The organism is Neobacillus sp. SuZ13 (assembly GCF_030123365.1).
GTDB lineage: Bacteria > Bacillota > Bacilli > Bacillales > Cytobacillaceae > Neobacillus.
Window position 1 is genome coordinate 685,485 of record NZ_CP126107.1, and the last position, 21,993, is coordinate 707,477.

The window sequence follows — 21,993 nt, forward strand, 5'->3', positions numbered from 1 at the left end:
TGATCCCTGTGTTTTTATTGGAAAATTTTTTTTATTTGAACGGGAACTTGAATTTCGAATGTAATCTCATTTGGTTTATCTGTGATTGTAATATCGACGTGCATAATTTGCAGCGCATCTCCGGTTATGTGATATCCGGTTTCATCAAGATATTCCAATATTTTACTCAAACTTTCGCTTCGATTCCATAATAATTCCCCGTTATAACGAATACACGCAAATAACCCAGCAGGAACCGTCATTTGACACTGTTTTGGTATTTTTTCTTTATTTTTTGCCACTACAAAAATAATGGATGGTTCTTCAAATCGTTTCGCTCTAAGATCCGCTTCCTGGATGATAATGCCTAGTCTATTACTAGCTAGAATTGGTGTCTTCTCGGTGAGCATATTCTCTAACCTTATAACACCATAACTGAGTTCCAAATTATTATTTATTTTTTCATTTAAGGTAATTAACTTCCTTCTCCCTATTTCGCGGAAAAACACCGACTGAAGTTCTTTTTCTTTCGCTACATGCTCCAAGTATCCAATTTTCCCTCGAATATTTTCCTCTAAGTCATGTAGCTCGTTCAGTTTTGACACAAGTTCCGTATGCTTGGTTTTCAGAATGTCCAAGGACTTATTAAAATTACGTTCATTAAAATAATCCTTTATTTCGTCTGTACTCATCCCAAGTTGCCGCAACTCTTTAATGGTCCCTAAAACTTCATATTGAAAAATAGAATAGTAGCGATACCCCGAATCGGGATCGACATATTGAGGTTTGAATAGGCCAATCCGATCATAGTGGCGTAGAGTCTCCGTTGTTACCCCTCTTAACCTCGCCATTTCACCAATGGTTAATTTTTCCTTTATCTTCAATGAAATCTCCCCCCTAAAAAATATAATACACCTCTTGACCTTTGTGTAACAACAAGGTTTACAATAAAAATACGAAATCTTCTAAATCATCTAAGAATTAAATTTATTAACACGGAGGGAGTTGAGTTATGAAACAGAAAGCGCTTGCAAGAACACTTACTTTGTCACAGGTTGTTTTTTTAGGGATTGCATGGAATAACCCCATGGTGTTTTTTAATACCTATGGAATTGCTGCCGTTACCTCAAGAGGTGTCATTACGACTGCATACATTATTGCTTTTCTAGCAATACTTTTTACAGCTCTCAGCTATGGAAAGATGGCGAAAGCCTACCCGATCTCAGGGTCAGCCTATTCCTTTACGCAAAAATCTATTAATTCTGAGGTTGGATTCATTGTAGGTTGGACGATTATGCTTGATTATATATTAACGCCTATGGTTACCTGCTTGATGTCCACTGTCTTTTTAAGTGCTGTATTTCCTGGAATCCCGCATTATGTGTGGGTAATTGTGTTGACTGCAAGCATCGTATCTCCAAGCATACTAGGTGTGGAGATCTCAGCAATAACGAGTAAAATTTTTGTTATTGCTCAAGTCATTTTTGTTTGCCTTTTCTGGATATTATCCTTCAAAAGTTTATCAGAAGGAGTAGGGACGGGTAGTCTTTTCTCCATTAAGCCATTGTTTGATGCAGATGTTTCCTTGTCCGTTATCTTAGCGGGAGCTACCATTCTTTGCTTTAGTTTTCTTGGTTTTGACTCACTCACCACTTTATCAGAGGAAACAATCAATCCCGAAAAAACGATCCCAAGAGCCATTATCATCATGCTATTATTTATCGGAGTTTTGTATATTGGCTCTTCTTACTTAGCACAATTGGTACATCCCGGCATTTCATTCAAACATGCTGATTCTGCAGCCCTTGAAATTGCAGTGCTGATCGGAGGAAATTTATTTAAGTCCATTTTTATTACAGCAGTGATTATTGGTAATTTTTCTTCAGGAATCGCTTCAATCACAAGCGCATCGCGAGTGTTATATGCGATGGGACGAGATTCCGTATTACCCAAAAATATATTTGGATACATCCATCCTAAATTTAAAACACCGTCACTTGGCATCATTGTGATTGGCGTAGTTTCTTTACTCGCAATTCCATTAACCCTGGAACAAGTTATTAAGTTTATCAATTTTGGAGCGTTAATTGCCTTTACATCTGTAAATCTTTCTGTTATCGCCCATTATTTTATCAGAAATCATAAGCGTTCTTTTCTGGATTGCATTCGGTACCTATTATTACCACTCATTGGCGCAGGGTTTACGATATGGTTATGGTCGCATTTAGAAAGGGATGCGTTGATTCTCGGGGGTATCTGGATGGCATGCGGCTTGATTTATCTTATCTATTTGACGAAATGGTTCCGCAAACCACTTCCTGAGTTTCATTTTGATAAAGAAACGATTCCACAAAATGTCCAAGACATGGATCGAGAGCTTATCCCTCAACAGGTAAGGTAAAAAAATAATATATTTGGAGGTTTGTAAAAATGCTGAAGTTGAAAATGTTTATTAATGGAGAATGGATGGATTCATTAAGAGGAGCTAAGAGTCATGTTGTGAATCCTGCTAACGGTAATATCATGGCTGAGGCTCCACAGGGAAGTAGAGAAGAAGCCCAAATGGCGATTAATGCAGCACGAACAGCTTTTGACTCTGGAATTTGGTCAGACTTACCGGCATCTGAACGTGCATCTTACTTATTTAAAATAGCGGATAAGATTGAAGAAAAGGCAGACGAGCTTAGCAAGCTTGAAACAGAGAATACGGGAAAACCTCTTAAAGAATCTGAGTTTGATATTGCTGATACCGTGAATTGCTTTCGATACTATGCCGGGTTAGTGACAAAGCCAAATGGTCAAACGTATTCTGTTGCCGATCCTGTTCAAGCCATGGTTATTCGTGAACCTGTCGGTGTATGCGGACTTATCGCTCCATGGAATTTTCCATTGTTGACGGGAGCTTGGAAAATAGCCCCTGCGCTTGCTGCGGGTAATACGCTTGTATTTAAACCAGCTGAAATCACTCCAGTCACCACTTACAAATTATTTGAGATCATGGAAGAAGTGGGGGTACCAGCTGGTGTTGCAAACTTAGTTTTGGGAGGTGGTTCAACAGTAGGAAATGAAATAGCGGAAAGCCAGAAGGTGGATCTGATTTCTTTTACAGGTAGTACAGCAACGGGTAGACGCATCATGAATTCAGCAACAGGAAATATTAAAAACATTTCACTCGAACTAGGTGGCAAGTCGCCAAATATTGTTTTCGCTGACGCAGATTTTGAGACAGCCATCGATTATGCTTTGAATGGAATTTTTACCAATGCCGGCCAAGTATGTAATGCAGGATCCCGTTTATTATTAGAAGAGAGCATTCATGATAAGTTCATTGCTAGATTGGTAGAAAGAGCGAAAAAGATTCAGGTAGGCCCTGGTAATAATTCGTCTACAGAGATGGGTCCGCTCGTAAGTGAAGACCATATGAAGAAGATCCTGGAATATATTCAAATTGGCTTAGACGAAGGGGCTGCATTGGCTTGCGGCGGCAATCGTATCACAAGCAACGGGCTTGAAAATGGTTATTTCTTTGAGCCAACAATATTTGTTGACACCAAACCTGACATGAGAATTGTTCAGGAAGAAATCTTTGGTCCGGTTCTTGTCGTGCAAAAGTTTAAAGATGAGGCGGAAGCAGTCCAGCTGGCAAATGATACTTCATACGGGCTTGCAGCAGGTGTTTTTTCACAAGATGGGGCCAAAGCTTTGAGGGTTATTAAAAAAGTAAGAGCCGGGATTACGTATGTTAATGCTTATAACCTCGCCTATAATGAAGCACCGTGGGGAGGTTACAAGCAGAGCGGGATTGGCCGCGGGTTAGGAACCTTTGGCTTGGATACGTTTACTGAGGTAAAACAAATCAATATTAATTTAGATGTTAAGCCAACTGAATGGTTTAGCAATAATTAAAAATATAAATTTAAATTCGGAATATTTAAAAAATAAAGGAGGAATTTATAATGTTATGGGATTTTCATTTTAATTTGCCTACTTCTATAGAGTTTGGGAATGGGAAAGTAAAGAATATTGGGAAAAGGGCTAAAGAATTTGGTGGAAATAAAGCCCTCATTATTACAGATAAAGGACTTGCACAAACAGGAATTTTGGAAAAAATCACACAGTCATTAGATCAAGAAGGTGTCAATTATATTGTTTATGATGAAATATCACCTAATCCAAAAGATGTAGATTGCGAGAGTGCTTATCAACAGTTTAAAAACGAGAATATCGATCTCTTAATTGGTCTTGGCGGCGGAAGCTCAATGGATACAGCTAAAGCAATTGGGACACTTTTTACACATGGAGGAGAGCTAAGAGAACGTTACGGCGTAAATTTACTAGAACGGGAAATCCCACCTCTAATTTGTATTCCGACAACTTCAGGTACCGGTAGTGAAGTTACAAGAGGTTCTGTCATTACGGATACCGTGACGAAACAGAAGGAGGCGATACTAGATTTGAAAATCGCTCCTAAACTGGCACTTGTTGATCCTGAATTGACGTTAACATTGCCTAAATCGATTACAGCAGCTACAGGAATGGATGCACTTACACATGCAATTGAAGCTTATACCTGCAAAGTTGCTCAACCACTTTCAGATGCTTTGGGACTATATGCTATTGAATTAATAGCTAAATACCTTCCATTAGCGGTAGAAAATGGTCATGATTTAGAGGCTAGGAAAAATTTGCTTTTGGGCAGTTTAGTTGCTGGTATCGCCTTTGATAACACGGATCTTGGGGCTGTACATGCGATGGCCGAACCACTTGGAGGACTCTATGATACTCCACATGGAGTGGCGAATTCAATTTTTCTTCCACATGTATTTGAATTTAATATTCCTTCAAATCCAGAAAAGCACGCCAAGGTAGCAATCAAGCTTGGGGCAAATCCTGAAGGAAAAACAGTTGAGGAAACGGCGTACGAAGGTGTTGTGCTGTTAAAAGAGCTGGCAAATAATATCGGGATTCCTAGCTTCCGAGATTTAGGTAATGTAAATCCCGAAGACTTCCCTTTTCTAGCAGAAGGAGCCTTTAAACATTTGTGTACTCAAGCGAATTCAAGAGATCTGACAAAAGAAGACTATCTGAACTTATTTCAAAAGACTTATGAGGTGAAAACCACAACTTTAATTGAAAATTAATTGTATAAAAGTATAGAAGCAATACTTTAAAATCTTGGTTAAGAACTGGCCCGCTGGCAGAAAACCTTGCATTAGCAAAAAGCGAGGCTGAAAATCTAGAAGGAGGCAGCATGAATGTCTAATCGTGATGAAAAACAGTTTTTAAATTTACCTTTTACAGGAATTTGTACTTTTGGAAAATACCCAATATGTGCGGACCTGAACCAGCTTGACGCAGATGTGGCGGTCATCGGGGTGCCAAATGACATGGGTACACAATGGAAATCAGGAGCAAGAATGGGCCCAAGAGGAATCCGTGAAGGATCTACATTATATAGTTTCGGTCTGGATGGTGCTTATGATATTGAAAACGATATTATGTACCTTGGACCTGAATGGAAAGTTGTCGACTGCGGTGATGTAGACATGGTACACGGGGATATTATGCAGTGCCATGAGAATACAGAAGAAGCAATCCGAAAAATTATTTCCAAAGGTGCAATGCCGGTTGTATTAGGCGGCGATCATTCCATCACAGCAGCAGTTGGAAAAGGACTAAAAGACATAGGTCCGTTTCATGTGATACAAATTGATGCCCATTTAGACTGGGCGGATCACCGCTCAGGGATGCGGTATGGTCACGGAAATTGTATTCGCCGCTTATCTGAGCTGGATCATGTTCAAAAGATATTTCAGTTTGGCATTCGCGGGATCAGCAGCAGCAAAAAAGAAGACGTCGAAGCAGCAAAAACATATGGCAGTGTGATCCTATCACCGCGTCAGATGAGAAAGATGGGACTAAAGGAAGTCCTGGAGCTAATTCCTGCAGGCGAAAAATATTATGTAACAATTGATATTGACGGAATCGATCCATCAATTGCGCCTGGAACAGGTACACCTTCTCCAGGCGGCTTCCTCTACGATGAGGTTAATGAATTGCTTGAAGGGGTTTCCAAAAGAGGAGAAGTCATCGGGTTTGATTTAGTAGAAGTTGCCCCGCCATATGATCCAACGGGCATGACCGGACAAGTAGGAGCCCGTATTGTACTAGACTTACTCAGCTATGTATTAAAGGAAAAGGGGAATAATAAATACGGAAAAGAAAAAGAAGAAATGCTTTCTTAACTGGGATTGGTTCCTACGGGAGAAATAAATGTTAATAAAAAGAGAGGTACGCAAAAAGCGTTCCTCTCCTTATTTATATAGACTATAGGCATTCGCCGAGTTAGATTGGGCAAGGTGTTCCGCAAAATCATCTGCATATCTTACTATGTATGCTTGTCCTTTGCACTGTTTCCTAACCTTTTTGAATATAATTGCTTTTACCTTGTTTTATACTAAAATGGATTTAATAAGTTTTCTATGTTCAAATCCATTTTTAAATAGTGTTTGCAACAGGAGGATTATCACAAATGATTACAGAAGGGACATTTAATGGTGCCGATGGAACAGAACTATTCTTTCGAGTAATCGAACCATTAACAGCTCCAAAAGCAGCAGTTATTTTAGTTCATGGACATGGCGACCATAGCGGAGGGTTGCAAAATCTTAGCACCAGTTTGGTTAATAATAAATATATGGTTTATGCCTTGGACTTGCGCGGTCATGGAAAAAGCTCCGGTAAAAGGGGATTTATCCAATCATGGGATGAATTTAGAGGAGATTTACATGAGTTTCGAAACCTCGTTGCGCTGGATCAGCCTGAACAGCCTTTGTATATTGTGGGGCATAGCCTTGGCGGCTTGATTACTCTTGAATATGCCTTGGATCATAGTGCCGGCATTTCAGGGATTATTGCTATATCGCCGGCCATATCATACGAAGTGAAACCGTTAGAGCAGTTAGGTATAACCATTATGGGTAAGGTTAAACCAGATTACAGTATCAATAAATCTCGGAGAATCTTTTTGATGAAGAAAAATACAGCAATGCGTGCTAAGTACTATTCTGACCGCTTGCGTCACAATATCGTTACACCAGGATTGGGAAGTGGATTGATTCAAGCGATTTCACGCCTAGAAAATCAGGCACAGTTGATTAAACTGCCGATATTATTGCAATACGGACTTGACGATAAAATTACACCACCAACAAAACTAAATCAATTTTTTCACCGAGTGGCCTCTAAGGATAAACAGCTTTATGAGTACCCTTTGGCCAAGCATCGTCCCTTTGATGAAGAGGGAAAAGAGAAGCTTTTAGGAGACTTGGTCGGATGGTTAGACGGTCAGATTGATAAAAAACAAAAGGTGCGTTATTGGGAGATTGTTTAAGGTACAGTAAGAGGAATTTTGCCTGAATAGAGAGAAAAGAGTTTGCATTTTCAATAGAATACGAAGAATTTCAAGAAAAAGCGGTGATATCCCCGCTTTTTTTTGCGTTTTGTCATCGGTTTGTCCCGTCAATGGGCTAATTTTTAAGGTTAATGGGCGAATATTGGCTTCCAATGAGCGAATTCTAGACTGTATCGAGCGAATCTAGTGTTTCAATGAGCGAATTGAATTTTATAAACTGTTGGTACCGCCAAATGCAATGCAGTAGTTATCAGGATCTACAATCGCAAATTCTTTCCAAGGTCCGGAATCAGAATCAATCCAAGGCTCGATAACAATTTTTGCTCCGTTCTCCTTAAATTCAGTATAAAGTTCATCAAGTGCAGCCCAATTTTCTACATAGCAGTAAATATCATAAGCCGACTGCTTAGCACCTTTTGCAGGTTTGTTGGGACATACATCTTCTGGCGAATTTGCTTGAAGTAACTTAACTCCAAGTCCGGTGAATCCATCGCGAATCGCCCACCAATCCGTTACTTCGCATTTGAGAACATTCCGATAAAAAGTCTTTGATCTTTCTAAATTTGAAACTAGCAAAACCTTTAATGAACTGTGAATTTGTTTAGACATTGGGGTACCTGCTTTCAAATAAATTTATATAATTACCGCTTCATAATTACATTATTTCATGATATTTACAATATATTTCCAAGTTTTATTGACAGAATAATATAATGGTTCTATTATTTTATTGTTAACCTTTATACAATTTAAGTTTACAATAAAAAAATGGTTGTTACTTTGGTAATTTATCAGATTATGTGGAAATTGTAAAAATGGAGGGATAAAGATGAATAAATGGATGGAGCTTGCAGACCGAGTGTTAGATGGGTTTGAAATTACAAATCAGGAGGCAATTTCAATCTTAGAATGTCCGGATGATGACGTACTTCTATTAATGCATGCAGCTTTTCAAATCAGAAAGCGATATTATGGAAAAAAGGTAAAACTTAATATGATTATGAATGCGAAATCTGGTCTCTGTCCCGAGAATTGTGGCTATTGCTCTCAATCATCTATTTCGACAGCACCGATTAATTCTTACAGAATGGTAGATAAGGATACTATACTTGAAGGCGCAAAACGTGCACATGATTTAAATATAGGGACGTACTGTATTGTGGCTAGTGGCAGAGGACCATCTAATAAAGATGTTGCACACGTAGTGGAGGCAGTTAAAGAAATAAAGGAAACATATGGATTGAAAGTTTGTGCCTGTCTTGGACTGTTAAAACCAGAGCAAGCGAAGCAGTTGAAAGAAGCAGGGGTCGATCGTTACAATCATAATATCAATACATCAGAGCGCAATCATTCAAACATCACAACATCACATACATACGATAATCGAGTAAATACAGTGGAAATGGTAAAAGAATCCGGAATGTCTCCATGTTCAGGTGTCATTGTAGGGATGAAGGAGACAAAGCAAGATGTAGTCGATATGGCAAACAGTTTAAAAGCTTTGGATGCGGATTCCATTCCAGTTAATTTCTTGCATGCGATTGATGGTACTCCTTTAGAAGGAGTAAAAGAACTAAACCCACTTTATTGTTTAAAGGTCTTGGCGTTATTTCGTTTTGTTAATCCAACAAAAGAAATTCGGATTTCAGGTGGACGGGAAGTAAACCTTCGTTCACTACAAGCATTGGGTTTATATGCGGCCAATTCCATCTTCGTCGGTGATTACTTAACAACTACTGGACAAGAAGAATCGGAAGATCACAAAATGTTACTTGATTTAGGATTTGAGGTTGAATCCGTAGAAGAAATGAAAGCGAGCTTAAATTAGAGGTTTATTCTAATACTAAATCTAAGTAAAGAGGCACCCAGGCCGAAGTCACTGGATGTCTCTCCTTTTTCATAACCATCCTCCAATCTCCAAAACCGTCAAGACAATTTCAATGACAATTAGAGTTACGATGATCCATTCCACGAATAATCCTCGAATTGAATGGCTGATGGTGGAAAAACCGTCCATGATATTATACAGAATCTCCGTTTTGCTTTTCAATATTCTATAACGATCATTCAATTCAAAAAACTCCACCATTCTATCGTAAAAATCGCTAGCTGCGCTGCTCGTCCAGGTAATATCAGGCTTATCCAAAATCATGATATAAGCAAGGGTATTGTATTCGTGACGGACGATTTTTGCCGTAGTTCGGGCCAGCTCCTTGTTGCCAATTCTCAGGTTACCTTTCTCCAGTCTGTCGATCATGGTTTCGAGTTTGTCATGGATTTTCCCAAGTTGCTCCTCCGTTTTTTCCAGCGCCACGGATTTTGCAATGACTGTTGAAATTAATTCAGGGTAAAAATCCTCATATTCAGGCACAACCACATATTCATCGGTTAATTCCAGATTCTCTGATTCACTAATATGGAGGCAGTAATCGTCGCTATACCTGTCCACTTGTCCGATGTCGAAATCCGGTTCAAAGGAATGGATGTATTGCAATAAGGTCTTGATCTCATTATCGTGGGAATGATTAATGAAGACAATGCTGCCAAAAGAAAAAATTAGCACCATTTGTGTATCGTCCACATCTTTATTGAGAATCGATTCTAGAATAGCTTCTCTTAGGACTAAAGGTTGTTCCCAGGTGAATTTTTTAGGAATTCCGCAATGGATCGCAATTTTGTTCAAGTCAATTTCATGAGTCACGGCAAATGCTTTAAAGGTAATTTCTTTCACTTTGATCACCTTTCCAGTGAATTGTCCTTTTTTCGATTGTATTCTAATCTTTACAAAAACATGCTTGGGCAATTCTGGGAGGTGGTATTTTAGGATTACTAAATTAGAGTCAGTAACGGATAATACTATTCTTGTACTAGTACGAATAAATTATATTTATAATTGATAAAAAGGAGGGAGGCAAATTCATGAAAAGATTAGCTGTTTTCTGCGGTTCAAGTCTCGGCGCTTCGAAGGCGTATAGAGAGGGCGCAATTCAATTAGGAAAAGAGTTAGCAAAACGAAACATTACATTAGTATACGGTGGCTCAAGTATAGGGTTGATGGGTGCAGTCGCAGATACTGTAATTAGCGAAGGCGGTCACGCAATTGGTGTTATACCGAGAGTTTTAGAAGAACGTGAAATATCCCATAAAGGATTAACAGAGTTAATTAAAGTGGAGACCATGCACGAGAGAAAAGCCAAAATGGCCGATTTGTCGGATGGATTTGTTGTTTTACCTGGCGGAACCGGAACGCTTGAAGAATTCTTCGAAATGTTCACCTGGGGGCAGATTGGTTTACATCAAAAGCCATGCGGCTTGCTTAATATTGAACATTATTATGATCCATTGCTCAGTCTGTTTGACCATATGATTGACCAAAAATTCTTGCAAGAAAAATTCCGTTCAATGGCGATTATTGAAGAAAAATCAGATGAATTACTAGATAAATTTATTAACTATCAACCACCAACCATAAAAACATACGAATAATAAAAAATCAGGAAATCATTCACGATTTCCTGATTTTATTTGGTTATTTAATAGATAACCACCGGTTCATATGTGCTGAGATTATTATATACGGTACTCATAGCACTAGGCGGTGTATTAACGCAGCCGTGCGATCCTGCATTTAAGTAGGCATTACTTGCCCAGTTTGACCGAAAGCCGGCATCATGGAATCCTTGTCCATCATTCGTAAAAGGTGCCCAATAATTAACTTTTACTTCATAACTCGGTTTTCCTCCAAGTTCTCTTCCCGTTAGTGTGGCAGGTGTTCGTTTATAGAGGATATACCACACTCCTTTGGATGTATCATTACCAGTGCTGTGTTTACCAGTCACGACATTCGTGGTGATGACTAATTTCCCCTTTTTGTAAATCCAGATACGCTGCTGTGCAATCGACACTTCTGCATATGTATCACCGATGCCATTGTTTGCTGTGGTTTCATAACCATAGCCTTCACCACTCCAGCCATGTCCGACCGTATTAGATGCAGAAATGGAGGCCGTTCCTTTCTCAAATGCTGACTTTACCAGTTTGGTTTCTTTGTCCACGTCTAATGCCCAGCCATAGCCTTGTCCTTTAACTGTAATGACTGAACCTGAGTGGGTCTTAAATTTAAAGTTTTTATCTAATGTAGATTGGGCTTCATTAATTTCTGCAATTTTCTCTTTAATATTGGTTTTGTCAATCTTAACCTTTAAATCCTTTGAAATAGAAGCATTTTTAATTAATTCACTGCCTTTTAAAGAATAAACTTTGTCCTGGACTTTATACTCAACAGTTTGTTGAAGAAGCTCTTGCAATTTTTTCTCTTCATTCTTTACAATCGTGCTGTCTTCTTTAATTGGCTGGATGTATACAGGGTTCAAATGGATTTCACTAGTATACCCATGCTTATCGAAGTCTTTTAATAGACTGGCTACATCATACTGCTCACCATTTATACTTTTTGAGATGCTAACCGTACCTTCTTCCAAAATTGCCTTTGCATCTTTAGGTGGAGTTAAACTCTTATTCATTGATAGGAGCTTATCTTCGACTTGTTTTTTCATTTCTTTGCTGCGATACTGATCGATGTTACTCGGCAATATTGAATATTCTTTCGCCTTTGAAGAAGGGAAAAGTGACCACTGGCTTTTTAATAACTTTTTAACGCCCGGCAGATCTTCCTCCGTAAATTCCATCTTCGTATCTTTTCCATCTAAAACTTGTTGTTGTCCGACATAGACCTTATTTGTTAAAACAGATGATTTTAATTTATTGAGTGCTTCATCAGCCGTTAGTCCTCCGACATTTGTGCCATTAATCTCAATATGTGCATTAAAGTAATTTGCCTGATAATAGCTCATTGCCGTAAATATGATCGCGATGATAACGATTATACCTGTTGTAATGAACTTCCAGTTCTTATACCATTTTGTTGATTTTGCCCGCCGTTGACCTATTTCTCCTGCTGATTCTTTTGCCACATTTTCCACTACGATTCCCCCCGCATACCAAACAACCTGCTATTGACGTCCTTCGACCTTTAGCTCTTGGTTTTCATCCAAACTACAATATATTATATTATACTTTTATTTTAATACTATTCTACTAGATTTTATAGTGTGAACTTTGTCACATTTTGTCTAAGGGTGAAATTTTATATGTAGTTAACATAAAGTCGGTAAATAAAACTAAAGAAGGAAAGAAGTTGATTATGTTCAACAATAAACAGCTTCTTTCACACAGGTGGCTCATCGACAGGAAGTAATGCAAATGGTTTTTATAAGGATGGGGACTATTCGGGAGGTACAAAAGTAGTCAACTTTAAAATGGAGGATTCCGTAACATGGATGAACGAATCCGGAATCATCACTCCTGCAAGCAATGGCCCTGGCGGTGGCGGCGGTCCTGGCGGAGGCCCAGACGGCGGCGGGGGCAACCGTGCTGATAAGTTCTCCAATCTCGATGAAGATACGAAAGCACAGGCGAGGATATTATGGAAAAAGAGCGGGCGGGAACCATTACGAGGGAAGAGGCCCAAGCTCAACTGAAAGAATTGGGTATTGATTTTTCAGCGGGTAAAGACCCGCAACAATAGTACAAACCTAAACAAATTTGGTCTGAAGGGCAGAGCAATGAATTGCTCTGTCCTTTAGTTTGTTATATATCAATGATGGTTCTTGGTATTTTTTTAGACATAGTCTATTAAACCTAGGATATGATAGGTAGAGTGATTATTCTGAAGATTAAAAATACAATTATTGCCTAGTGAAAACTTCCATGATATAGTAAATTAATAGAAAATACAAAATTTGGTTTATCATAATAAACCAAGTATATTTTTTAGATTAATTTATAAACCTAGTTTAATATAGTAAACCAGTTAAGTTGAAGGGTTTTGATGATATGGAGAAAAAGTATTGGGTTCCAGCTATTGAAGTGTTGATAATATATTAAATATTATTACCTATCATCCAGCGAAATATGGAAGGGAAATCAAATTAATATGAAACTAGTAAATTATAAAATTAATTCAAATGATGAAACGAAATTCGGTGTGAAAACAGATACAGGTATTGTTGACATTGCCAAGGCTTGGGAAGCCGCTAATGAATCTTATACAATTCCTCTTTCTTTAGAAGAGTGGTTACAAGTGGATGAGGACTCTAAAAAACTTTTTCAAGATTTCTTTCTTTCAAACAAGGAAATCAGCGCTTTCACCCTGCCAGAGGATCAGATTCAATATGGACCATGTGTACCAAAAAGTGCAAAAATCATTTGTGTGGGCCTAAATTATCGGAAGCATGCGGAAGAATCAAATATGGAACCGCCTAAAACGCCTGTACTTTTTAACAAGTATGGCAATTCACTAGCTGGTCACGGAGAGAATGTTGAGATTCCCTCAGATGCGAAGCAAGTTGATTTTGAAGCAGAACTTGGCATCGTAATTGGAAAAATAGCCAAAAATGTATCCAAGGAACGTGCACTGGATTATGTGGCAGGGTATTGCAATGCCAATGATTTATCCGCAAGAGACCTCCAATTCCGCACAAATCAATGGTTATTAGGAAAAGCACTTGATGGCTTCTGTCCGGTTGGACCGTATCTTGTGTCTGCAGATGAAGTCGGCGACCCAAATCAGTTGAAAATTGAAACGATTGTAAATGGTAAGGTAAGACAATCTTCCAATACAGCTGACATGATATTTTATTGCGATGAGATTATTAGTTATATTTCTAACTATATAACCCTAGAGCCAGGTGACCTGATTATCACTGGAACACCTGAAGGAGTCATACTTGGTCTACCCGAGCATGAACAGGATTGGCTGACAGCAGGAGATGAGGTAACCATTAGGATTGAGAAACTTGGTGAGCTAACAAACCAGATGACATTACCTTTGGTAAACGAAGAGCAAGAACAATCAACAATGTAATAGAGAATTCTTAAGGGAAAGCTGATGTGCTTGGATAATGTTGAGCATAATTAAAGGGAGAGGTGCATTACTTGCACTTCTCCCTTTTTTTCTACTATTCTATTAAGCTAGTCTCATTTTAAAATCTTGATAGCCAAATTGCTGCACAACTTGACAATCTCCATCTTTATCTTGAACAGCGATCGCAGGTAATGGCATCCCGTTAAACGTGGTGTTTTTGACCATCGTATAGATTGCCATATCACCGAAAACTAAACGATCACCGCTTTTTAATGGCTGATCAAAAGAATAATCTCCGATTACATCACCAGTCAGACAGGTTTGCCCGCCAAGACGATACGTATATGGCTTCTCGCCAGCTTCTCCTGAACCAAAAAGAGGAGGACGGTAAGGCATTTCCAAGACATCAGGCATATGGCAGGTGGCAGAAGTGTCAAGAATCGCAATCTCTAGTCCGTTTTGATGTAAATCAAGTACGGAGGTAATTAAGTAGCCTGCATTAAGAGCAATCGCTTCTCCTGGCTCAAGGTAAACTTCTAAACCGTATTTATCCTGCATTCTTTTAATGCACGCTTCTAGCCGCGGAATATCATAATCTTCTCTTGTGATATGATGGCCGCCGCCAAAGTTGATCCATTCCATTTGCGGAAGAAACTCACCAAACTTTTCTTCGACTGCATTAAGAGTCGTTTCTAAGTCATCAGAGTTTTGCTGACAAAGGGTGTGGAAATGCAGTCCTGAAACACCATCAAGTAAATCGGGACGAAAGTGTTCTTTAGTTACACCGAACCTTGAACCTGGTGAACAAGGGTCATAGATTTCATGTCCCACTTGAGTAGAACATTGCGGATTGATGCGCAAGCCAACTTTCCTGCCAGCTTGAAGTGCTTTATCTTTAAATTTCTCCAACTGGGAGAAAGAATTGAAAATAATATGATCACAAATAGAGATAATTTCATCGATTTCATCTGCGCGATAGGCAGGGGCAAAGACATGATTCTCTTTGCCCATTTCCTCGTAACCTAGTCGTGCTTCGTACAAACCGCTTGCGGTTGTACCACTTAGATATTCCCCAATAAGAGGGTAGAATTTGGTCATCGAAAATGCCTTTTGTGCTAAAACGATCTTAGCACCTGTGCGTTTCATGACACCGTTTAGGATTTTGAGATTTTTTTCCACAAGACCTTCATCAACGACATAACACGGTGTTGGTAATTCTTCAAACCGCATCTTAACGAACAAGCTCCAGCTCTTTTGCTTCTTCAGGCAATGCATCAACAAGCACAGGATTAAAGTCTTCTACCCATGGAAGTCCCCATTTGTTTAACTCTTCCATGAATGGATCTGGATCAAATTCTTCAATATTGAATACGCCTGGTTTATTCCATTTGCCAGTCATGATCATCGCTGCACCGATCATTGCAGGAACGCCTGTTGTATAAGAGATGGCTTGAGAGCCGACTTCTTTATAGCACTCTTGGTGGTCACAAACATTGTATACGTAATAGGTTTTATCTTTTCCGTCTTTTTTCCCTTTGAAGATACAGCCGATGTTTGTTTTCCCAACTGTACGTGGACCAAGGGAAGCTGGATCAGGTAATACAGCCTTCAAGAATTGAAGTGGAATAATTTGTTTTCCTTCGAATTCAATTGGTTCGATAGAAGTCATTCCTACATTTTCGAGGGCTTTTAAGTGTGTAATATAACTTTGGCCAAATGTCATGAAGAAACGGATACGCTTAATTCCTGGGATATTTTGGGCAAGAGATTCAAGCTCTTCATGGTAAAGCAAGTACATATCCTTTTGACCAACTTCAGCGAAGTTATATTCACGTTTGATTTCCATTGGCTCAGTTTCGACCCATTCACCATTTTCCCAGTATCTTCCGTTAGCAGAAACCTCACGGATATTGATTTCAGGATTAAAGTTTGTTGCAAACGGATAGCCATGGTCGCCGCCATTACAATCAAGAATATCGATATATTCGATTTCATCAAAATAATGCTTTAGGGCATAAGCAGAGAATACACCTGTTACACCTGGGTCAAAGCCGCTGCCTAAAAGAGCGGTAATTCCAGCTTTTTCAAACCGCTCGCGGTATTCCCACTGCCATTTATATTCAAATTTAGCCGTATCTTCTGGCTCATAGTTTGCTGTGTCCATATAGTGTGTTTTTGTTGCAAGACAAGCATCCATAATTGTTAAGTCTTGGTATGGTAAAGCTAGGTTCATTACGATATCTGGTTTTACTTCATTGATTAAGGCAATTAATTCCTCAACATTGTCAGCATCCACTTGTGCAGTCGTGATTTTGGTTTTACCACCATCTAGTTTTGCTTTTAATTCATCACATTTTGATTTTGTACGACTTGCGATGCAAATCTCTTCAAATACTTCACTGTTTTGTACACATTTATGAATTGCTACTGATGCCACGCCGCCGGCGCCAATAATAAGTGCTTTTCCCATTCTCTTAATCTCCTAACTGGTTAATTTTTTTAAAGCTGAGAGAAATTTAATTCCTCTAAAAGTTCACAACAAAAAAAGCAAGTGAATCATAACGCATAACCGCGCACAACACTTGCTTTAGATATAATCTACAATATTAAAAAAGCATACGAATACCGTAATAGAAATCATACTACCACGATAAAGGTCCTTAAAAATTCAGTAAGGAAGCTCTATAATATTCAAAATATATCTTAATAGGATCAGAGTCTATATAGCAAATAATTACTTTTACTACTCTTATTGACCGTTTCACAAGTTGTGTGCATATGCACTGGTTGTAAAGTAACCAACTTATAAAATTTGAGCTTTTAACTCAATCAATAAGGCAACTAAAGTTGCCATTCGGCATTTGACCCGGCTGTCCGTATGGCCTTAACTTCTTGAAGGAAGTGGTCAAAAATTATCTGCTTGGAAAGATCCAGACATATTGAATAATAGCTTTCCAATTTACGCACCTTCAATAATATCAGCAACTAATATAAATGGCAATAAAAAATTAAAAAAAATTGTCGGAAAATATTACCGCAGCTTTTGCCGCAGGGAAGAATAACATAAAGGTTTCATCCTATTTGCGATGTATCCTTCAAAAAATGCGGTTTCTTCTTTAACATGATGTTCGATATAGATCCCCGGTTGTTTTATCTCTCCAATTAAACAATTCCGTTCCAACTGAAATTGATAGTTGCTGATATTATCTTTAATAAAATCCTTTTCAAAGTTTTTAAGATATGCATTCGGATAGAGTTCCTTCATTTTACGAATAGATTTTGCACCATGTCTATAATAGGTAGAGCATCCAATGATAATTGCATCCTCTTTACAAATCTTTGTGAGCTTAGCAAGAGGAAAAATATTATTAAACAGTGCATAGTCGTTGAAGGAAATACTGTCAATAAGATAATCAACACTGTTATTTGCAAAAGGCAAATGAAGAGACGAGTTGACAATATAAAGGACTTTCAGTCCTGGATTGATTGAGTCGATTTTCGCCTTTAACTTCTTAATCATTTCTTCCTTGCTCCCGCAAAAAACGTAAAAGGCATTCTCCTGCAGCAGATGTAAATACTTTGGCAGAAATACAAAGGTATCGATGCAAGGTTCAAGGATCATCTTATTTGTCAGGTCAACATTTTTCAGATTTTGATAGGTGAAGAGACTGCATTTTTCAATCATGTTAACGAGTTCAGGGCTCAATTCTCCTACCGTTTTTTGTTCGTACAAGTACGCACTATTCTGAATGGAATTATCAAGGTTGGGTGCATACAATATGCCTTTATGAATTTCTGCATGATAGCCGCACGTACAATGTATGGAACCATCGATAATTGATTCGTTATGAATTAGAGCATTTTGAAACTGTAAAGGACCAGAACAAACAGGGCAACGTAAAAAGGGTAGAAATGAAATAGAAAAACCAACACTTGTTTTATTGGTTTCTTTTTGACGTAGTACTTCCGTTTTCTGATCAATTTTTTGAATCGTCGATTGAAGTTTGGAAATTTCATAGGAAATCCCCGCTTTTTTCCGTTCAAGCAGTTGCATGTAGAAATCTAAATCCTCATGATCACGCAGCAAGGTGATCCTTTTTAAATCTATGATTTCCCTGATTTCATTTAATGTAAACTCAAATGATTTTAATTCTGTAATGAGATTCATATCCTCTTCACATGTTTGATCAAATTCATAATATATCCCCGGCTTTAGCGGTATAAGCAATCCGAGATTCATATAGTAACGAACAGTATCAATAGATACATTGAATTTTTTAGCAAATGAACTAATTTTCATCTTTCACCTGTTTCCTGGAGTATACTCCATGCTTTTGGCAAATTTATTTAAAAATACTGATTGACCTTCACCCTAGACTACCTAATAGTATTTGTACATAAAGATTGAAATTTCGATCAATTCAGTCAATGAAGGAGGGATATGGTTGCACCTGCTTACATTTTAGCATTGGCGGCGATGGTATTTACAGCATTAAGTTATAGAAAGGAACAGCATATTATGGATGCAGATTTGATTCTAAAAGGAAATAAAGTATTTACCGGACTTGTTGATCATCCGGAAGAGGCAGCAATCGTTATTCAGGGTAATCAAATTATCGCTGTATGTTCAATCGAAGAGTGCAAGTCTTATGTAGGGAAAGAAACGAAGCAATATGATTTTCAAAATCAACTAATTCTCCCAGGTTTTCACGATGCACATCTACATGTGATGCTTGGCAGCCTTTTTAGCAGCTTTAGCGTTGATTTGTCGGAAGCGGCATCTGAGGATGAGACAGCGCAAATAGTGAAGGAATTCGCCGATAAAAGACCAAATGATGATTGGATTATTGGTAATGGATGGAATAGCGGCAATTGGGAGAGGAGAGAATTTCCCACCTGGTCCTCTATAGACCAGGTTGTCCCTGATCGTCCAGTTCTGCTTTTTCATGCCGAAGGACACTATGCTTGGGTAAACAGCCACGCTTTGGAAATTGCCGGGATCACCAGCCAAACAGAAAATCCCTCTTACGGAACGATTCTAAAAGATGAACAAGGTGAACCTACGGGAGTGTTAATTGAATCAGCGGTTTCGTTAGTAGCGGATATTGCGCTTGCATTTTCTAAAGAAAAACAATATGAACTGCTAAATGGATTTCTTCAGCATACTAAAAGCTTAGGAGTCACATCCGTAAACGATTTGTACGCCCAGCGTGCTCTTGAAAAGCTAGAATGTTTTGATACGTTCAGGGAATTCAATGAAACTGGCAGCCTAACCACACGCATTCATCTTTATCCTGCTTTGAATGGTGATTTGAGTTCGGTGAAGCAAATGCGTGATACGTTCAATTCCGAAAAATTAAGATTAGCTGGACTAAAACAATATGTCGACGGTGTTGTTACTGGATACACCGCTTATATGCTTGATCCCTACGTAGATAAACCAGAAACAAAGGGACATGTCGCCTTTCCGCCAGAAATCATTAAGTCTTGGGTGGTAAAAGCGGACCGAGAGGGTTTTCAAATTCGATTTCATGCGATTGGGGATGGAGCGGTTCGGTTGGGATTAGATGCATTTGAAGAGGCTCAAAAAATAAACGGAAAACGTGATTCCCGCCATGCTCTAGAGCACGTCGAAATCATTCATCCAAATGATCTTTCACGTTTTAAAGAGCTTGGTGTAATAGCATCAACGCAGCCTTCGCATCTTGCATTAATGCCAAGAACCAGTCATACATCTCGGGTGAAGGAGGAAAAATTCCCCTATCTCTATCCTTGTAAATCATTGCAGGATGCGGGAGCAGTCTTGGCTTTTGGAACGGACTTTCCGATCGCGCCGCTTGGACCTATGTTACAAATTTTCCATGCAGTCACAAGAGTCGATTACACCGGAAAAGATTCATGGAATAAGCAAGAACGGATTGGGATTGCCGAGGCATTGCGGGCTTATACAAAAGGGGCAGCTTATAGTGTCCATCGGGAGACTGAGTTAGGAACATTGGAGCCAGGCAAGCTTGCTGATATTGTGGTCCTTGACCGTGACCTCTTTGCAGTTCCGCTTGAGAATATACCTGAAACGACAGTGAAAATGACCATCATGGACGGTGAAATTATCTACACTGATTTTGAATAAAGACTTGCCGCTTGTTCAGGAGCGAAGACAACAGTATCAATAACTAAAGAAAGGGGTTAATTTTATGGATGAAAGTGTCAAACTGCAACGTTCACTTACATTACTGCCAGTTGTACTTTTTGGTTTTTCGTTTATGGCACCCGCTACAGTTTTTAGTACCTATGGTATTGCTGCTCAACTTTCGCACGGCATGGTTGCGGGGTCTTATGTTATTGCCTTGTGTGTCATGCTTTTTACAGCGTATAGCTATGGGCAAATGGCAAAAGAATTTCCTTATTCGGGATCAGCTTATACCTTTGCACAGAAATCTATCAATTCCTATTTCGGATTTTTGGTTGGTTGGTCAATATTATTAGACTACTTATTTATCCCTATGGTCAACTATTTGCTTTTTGGTATATTTTTCTCAGCGGCATTTCCAGCCATCCCTAGTTATGTGTGGATTCTATTAATGTTAATACTTGTAACGGGTGTTAATATTTTAGGCCTAAAATTGGCCAATGCAGTAAATGTTATTGCCACTGTCATCGTTATTTGTTTTATTTTAATTTTTTGCGTATTATCCATTAGGTCGATTCTGAATGGTGAAGGGACGGGATTGTTTTTTACAATTGCCCCTTTTTATAATCCTGATGAACATTTTTCATTTTTGTTAGCTGGCGCCTCATTACTTTGTTTTTCGTTCCTGGGATTTGATTCAGTAACGACATTCTCCGAAGAAATAGTCAATCCCAAAAAGAATATACCTAGAGCTGTTTTTATCATTACTCTAGTTGGTGGCCTGGTATTTATTGTCGTCTCCTATGTAGCTCAAAACGTTTGGCCTGACTACCAATCCTTTAAAGATCCAGATTCTGCTTCTTTCGAGATTATCAAATTAATAGGAGGCAGCTTCCTATCTGGGGCATTCCTTGTACTTTTTGGTGTTGGTGTTTTTGTTTCAGCTATGGCTTCGCAAGCAAGTGCGGCCCGGGTTTTATTCGCAATGGGTCGAGATGGCCAATTACCGAGGAGAGTGTTTGGGCATTTGAATGTAAAATTGAAAACACCTGTTAATAATATTTTAATCATTAGTCTATTTTCACTATTAGCATTGGTTTTAAGTCTAAGCTTGGTAGCTTCATTTATTAACTTCGGAGCCTTTCTTGCATTCACATGTGTAAATATATCTGTTATTGCACATTACTTTTTCCGAAGAAAAATGCGATCATTCAAGGGCACAGTATTAAACCTTGTTTTGCCATTAGTCGGTGCAGTATTAGATATTTGGCTGCTAGTAAACCTTGACACGCATTCGAAAACTCTAGGGGGGTTATGGCTGGTTGCTGGAATCGTATACTTAATTTTCCTTACTAAAGGCTTTAAAAAACAACCTCCAGAAATAAAAGTGTCAGCTTAGGAACAATACAATCCTACGCATAACGATTTGGTAACAGTCCTATTTACTGATAAATCTTAATATTATAAAATTTCCGAAAATTATTTGACATGAAACAGAAGAACAATGTATTATGTATACACAACAACTAATACAGAGTTTAAAAA

General features: G+C 38.6%; 18 protein-coding genes. 11 read left to right on the plus strand and 7 right to left on the minus strand.

Features of this window, described 5'->3' with window-relative positions; genetic code table 11:
• Positions 1-14: 14 nt before the first annotated feature.
• The gene (locus QNH17_RS03255; protein WP_283877372.1) at positions 15-863 is read right to left on the minus strand and encodes a MerR family transcriptional regulator; all 849 of its coding nucleotides are present in this window, start codon (positions 861-863) and stop codon (positions 15-17) included.
• Between the two features lie 128 nt (positions 864-991).
• Between QNH17_RS03255 and QNH17_RS03260 the strand changes: the two genes are divergently transcribed.
• The 5 genes from QNH17_RS03260 (at position 992) to QNH17_RS03280 (ending at position 7,372) form a co-directional block, all read left to right on the plus strand.
• A complete protein-coding gene (locus QNH17_RS03260; RefSeq protein WP_283877373.1) occupies positions 992-2,380 on the plus strand; it encodes an APC family permease in 1,389 nt (462 codons plus the stop codon).
• Positions 2,381-2,409: 29 nt separating this feature from the next.
• Positions 2,410-3,885, plus strand: a complete 1,476-nt coding sequence (locus QNH17_RS03265) for an aldehyde dehydrogenase family protein (RefSeq protein WP_283877374.1) — start codon at positions 2,410-2,412, stop codon at positions 3,883-3,885.
• Between the two features lie 50 nt (positions 3,886-3,935).
• Entirely contained in the window at positions 3,936-5,120 is a 1,185-nt protein-coding gene (locus QNH17_RS03270; RefSeq protein ID WP_283877375.1) for an iron-containing alcohol dehydrogenase, read from the plus strand.
• 114 nt (positions 5,121-5,234) lie between these two features.
• On the plus strand, positions 5,235-6,224 hold the full coding sequence (gene speB / locus QNH17_RS03275) for an agmatinase (protein WP_283877376.1): 990 nt from the start codon (positions 5,235-5,237) through the stop codon (positions 6,222-6,224).
• A 287-nt stretch (positions 6,225-6,511) separates the two neighbouring features.
• Positions 6,512-7,372, plus strand: a complete 861-nt coding sequence (locus QNH17_RS03280) for an alpha/beta hydrolase (RefSeq protein ID WP_283877378.1) — start codon at positions 6,512-6,514, stop codon at positions 7,370-7,372.
• Positions 7,373-7,603: 231 nt separating this feature from the next.
• On the opposite strand, the gene QNH17_RS03285 is transcribed toward QNH17_RS03280, so the two are convergent.
• The gene (locus QNH17_RS03285; RefSeq protein WP_283877379.1) at positions 7,604-8,002 is read right to left on the minus strand and encodes a VOC family protein; all 399 of its coding nucleotides are present in this window, start codon (positions 8,000-8,002) and stop codon (positions 7,604-7,606) included.
• A 220-nt stretch (positions 8,003-8,222) separates the two neighbouring features.
• Between QNH17_RS03285 and bioB the strand changes: the two genes are divergently transcribed.
• Positions 8,223-9,221, plus strand: a complete 999-nt coding sequence (gene bioB, locus QNH17_RS03290) for a biotin synthase BioB (RefSeq protein WP_283877380.1) — start codon at positions 8,223-8,225, stop codon at positions 9,219-9,221.
• Positions 9,222-9,290: 69 nt separating this feature from the next.
• Here the strand turns inward: bioB and QNH17_RS03295 are convergent, their stop codons facing one another.
• Positions 9,291-10,124 (minus strand): RMD1 family protein, encoded by an 834-nt coding sequence (locus tag QNH17_RS03295; protein WP_283877381.1) that lies wholly within the window; start codon positions 10,122-10,124, stop codon positions 9,291-9,293.
• A gap of 188 nt (positions 10,125-10,312) precedes the next feature.
• Here QNH17_RS03295 and QNH17_RS03300 point away from each other — a divergent pair, with 188 nt between their 5' ends.
• Positions 10,313-10,879, plus strand: a complete 567-nt coding sequence (locus QNH17_RS03300) for an LOG family protein (RefSeq protein ID WP_283877382.1) — start codon at positions 10,313-10,315, stop codon at positions 10,877-10,879.
• A gap of 47 nt (positions 10,880-10,926) precedes the next feature.
• Here QNH17_RS03300 and QNH17_RS03305 read toward each other — a convergent pair whose 3' ends face one another.
• Positions 10,927-12,375, minus strand: a complete 1,449-nt coding sequence (locus QNH17_RS03305; RefSeq protein WP_283877383.1) for a L,D-transpeptidase family protein — start codon at positions 12,373-12,375, stop codon at positions 10,927-10,929.
• Between the two features lie 357 nt (positions 12,376-12,732).
• Between QNH17_RS03305 and QNH17_RS03310 the strand changes: the two genes are divergently transcribed.
• Positions 12,733-12,933 (plus strand): hypothetical protein, encoded by a 201-nt coding sequence (locus QNH17_RS03310; RefSeq protein ID WP_283877384.1) that lies wholly within the window; start codon positions 12,733-12,735, stop codon positions 12,931-12,933.
• Positions 12,934-13,388: 455 nt separating this feature from the next.
• A complete protein-coding gene (locus QNH17_RS03315) occupies positions 13,389-14,318 on the plus strand; it encodes a fumarylacetoacetate hydrolase family protein (RefSeq protein WP_283877385.1) in 930 nt (309 codons plus the stop codon).
• A gap of 102 nt (positions 14,319-14,420) precedes the next feature.
• Here the strand turns inward: QNH17_RS03315 and nspC are convergent, their stop codons facing one another.
• From nspC to QNH17_RS03330, 3 genes are all read right to left on the minus strand, one after another.
• Positions 14,421-15,548, minus strand: a complete 1,128-nt coding sequence (nspC, locus tag QNH17_RS03320) for a carboxynorspermidine decarboxylase (protein ID WP_283877386.1) — start codon at positions 15,546-15,548, stop codon at positions 14,421-14,423.
• Between the two features lies 1 nt (position 15,549).
• Entirely contained in the window at positions 15,550-16,788 is a 1,239-nt protein-coding gene (locus QNH17_RS03325) for a saccharopine dehydrogenase family protein (protein ID WP_283877387.1), read from the minus strand.
• Positions 16,789-17,349: 561 nt separating this feature from the next.
• A complete protein-coding gene (locus QNH17_RS03330) occupies positions 17,350-18,618 on the minus strand; it encodes a MerR family transcriptional regulator (RefSeq protein WP_283877388.1) in 1,269 nt (422 codons plus the stop codon).
• A 141-nt stretch (positions 18,619-18,759) separates the two neighbouring features.
• Between QNH17_RS03330 and QNH17_RS03335 the strand changes: the two genes are divergently transcribed.
• Positions 18,760-20,448, plus strand: coding sequence for an amidohydrolase (locus tag QNH17_RS03335; RefSeq protein ID WP_349632562.1), 1,689 nt, complete (start codon positions 18,760-18,762; stop codon positions 20,446-20,448).
• Positions 20,449-20,512: 64 nt separating this feature from the next.
• Positions 20,513-21,847 carry an APC family permease gene (locus QNH17_RS03340; RefSeq protein ID WP_283877389.1) on the plus strand — a complete coding sequence of 445 codons (1,335 nt, stop codon included), beginning with the start codon at positions 20,513-20,515 and terminating at the stop codon, positions 21,845-21,847.
• Positions 21,848-21,993: the final 146 nt, after the last annotated feature.